This window comes from Phenylobacterium sp. (assembly GCF_031412415.1).
GTDB lineage: Bacteria > Pseudomonadota > Alphaproteobacteria > Caulobacterales > Caulobacteraceae > Phenylobacterium.
The window spans coordinates 1-1,627 of record NZ_JANOCX010000002.1 but is presented as its reverse complement, the minus strand read 5'-3'; the positions used below and the strand labels follow the sequence as shown (position 1 = coordinate 1,627).

Here is a 1,627-nt window from a genome sequence, read left to right as displayed (position 1 = left end):
GGTAATATGCGCTTCATAGGTGTCTGTCCCTCATGCGTCCCCCGACGCCTGGGCGAAGACCATCACGGTTCCCGGGCCTTTTCCATGCGGCGCTTTGGCCGCGAGGAACGCCTATCTGGCGGCTTCAGCGGGCTCTTCGGTCTCTTCCTCGACGCCTTCCTCGGCCGCCTCAAAATCTTCCTCGACGGCCTCGCTTTCGCCGCCGCCCGCCGGCGCGGCCTCTTCACCTTCTGCGACCTGGCCTTGCGTGAGGGCGCGGTCCATGTAGCCGCTCGCGAGCTCGTAGCAGATGGTCAGCTTGAGGTTGCTGGGGCTCCAGAAGGCGTTTTCCTCACCGCACGCCTCGATGGCGACGGCGATGTTGTTGGGCATGCGGATCCACTCGGTGATCTCCTTGGTGACGCTCTCCACGATGCCCGAGGCCTTGAGCATCGCGGCGATGCCTTCCTGGCCCTCGGCCGGCTTGCCGTAGGTGATGGTGATTTTGGCCTTGGGCGCTTCGCCGTCGTTCAGATAATGCGGGGTGAGCACGGTGTCCCAGTTGGCCAGCGTGTCGGCATAATCGTTGGCGCAGGAGTCTTGGCGCTCGGGCGGCATGCCGGCATTGTCGGCGGCGCTCTTGAACTGTTCGGGCTTGGCCCCGACCAGCAGGCAGATGACGTTGAAGGCGCGCTGGGCGTTCAGCGAGTGCTCGTCATAGGCGTAGGAGACGTCGCTCGCTTCGTCGGCGAAATTGCCGGATGCGAAATAATCCTCGGCGACCGCGACGATCATCTTGTCGAGGGCCGGATCGCTCTCGTTGGAGGCCATGATCATGTTGGCGAAGCCGTCGACCGCATCTTCTTCCTTGCCGAGCACGACGATGGCGAGTTCGGAGACGAGGGCGTGGGCGAATTCGTGGAACATCGTGTTGGCGACGTTGCCGAGGACGTAGAGGATGTCGTCGTCGATTTCTTCGGAGGTGAGGCTGGCGTCCTCAAAGGGCGTCCAGGCCTTGCGGGCCTTGTCGAAGGCGGTCTGGTAGCTGGAACTGGCGATCTCGTCTTCGGAGACGATTTCTTCCTCAGCCGTGGCGGCGGCGTCTTCGGCGACGGGTTCCTCTGTCGCTTCGGCCTCCTGCGCGTGGGCCATGGGGAACGCCAGAGCTGCGGCGAAAACGGCAGCAGCCACGCAACTAAACCTGTTCGTCATCCAATTCCCTGCCCCAAGCCTTGCCGCAAGCATATCGGCCCCGCCTTAACAACGCATACGCATGGCATTGCCGGATGATCCCGGGCAAATTGTGGCGGAACGCAAAGGACCCTTCATGCGGATCGGATTGCTGACCGGCGGCGGCGACGTGCCGGGACTGAATGTCGCGATCAAGACCGTGGTGGGCGAGGCGTCCCGGCGGGGCTGGAGCGTGCTTGGGCTGCGGCGTGGGTGGGAGGGGCTGGTCCACTACGATCCCGCCGACCCAGCGACATCCGACTGGCTGATGGCGCTGACGCCCGAGCGTGTGCGGACGATCGACCGGACCGGGGGCACGATCCTGCACACCTCGCGCATCGACCCCGACCGGCTGACGCTGGAAGAGGCGCCGGCGCGGCTGAAGGGCCGGTTCGCGCCGGGCGCGAAGACCGCCGAT

At 64.9% G+C, this 1,627-nt stretch carries 2 protein-coding genes; one reads left to right on the top strand and one right to left on the bottom strand.

The window, feature by feature from the left end:
* Positions 1-111: 111 nt before the first annotated feature.
* Complete coding sequence (locus RMO04_RS00025) at positions 112-1,131, bottom strand: DUF4344 domain-containing metallopeptidase (protein ID WP_309642750.1); 1,020 nt, start codon at positions 1,129-1,131, stop codon at positions 112-114.
* A gap of 175 nt (positions 1,132-1,306) precedes the next feature.
* Between RMO04_RS00025 and RMO04_RS00020 the strand changes: the two genes are divergently transcribed.
* A partial coding sequence (locus RMO04_RS00020; protein ID WP_309642749.1) for a 6-phosphofructokinase occupies positions 1,307-1,627 on the top strand: 321 nt, incomplete at its 3' end.

Coding starts and splice junctions, on each gene's coding strand:
- RMO04_RS00025 (WP_309642750.1), bottom strand. CDS start 1,131: ATGGCCCACGCGCAGGAGGCCGAAGCGACAGAGGAACCCGTCGCCGAA.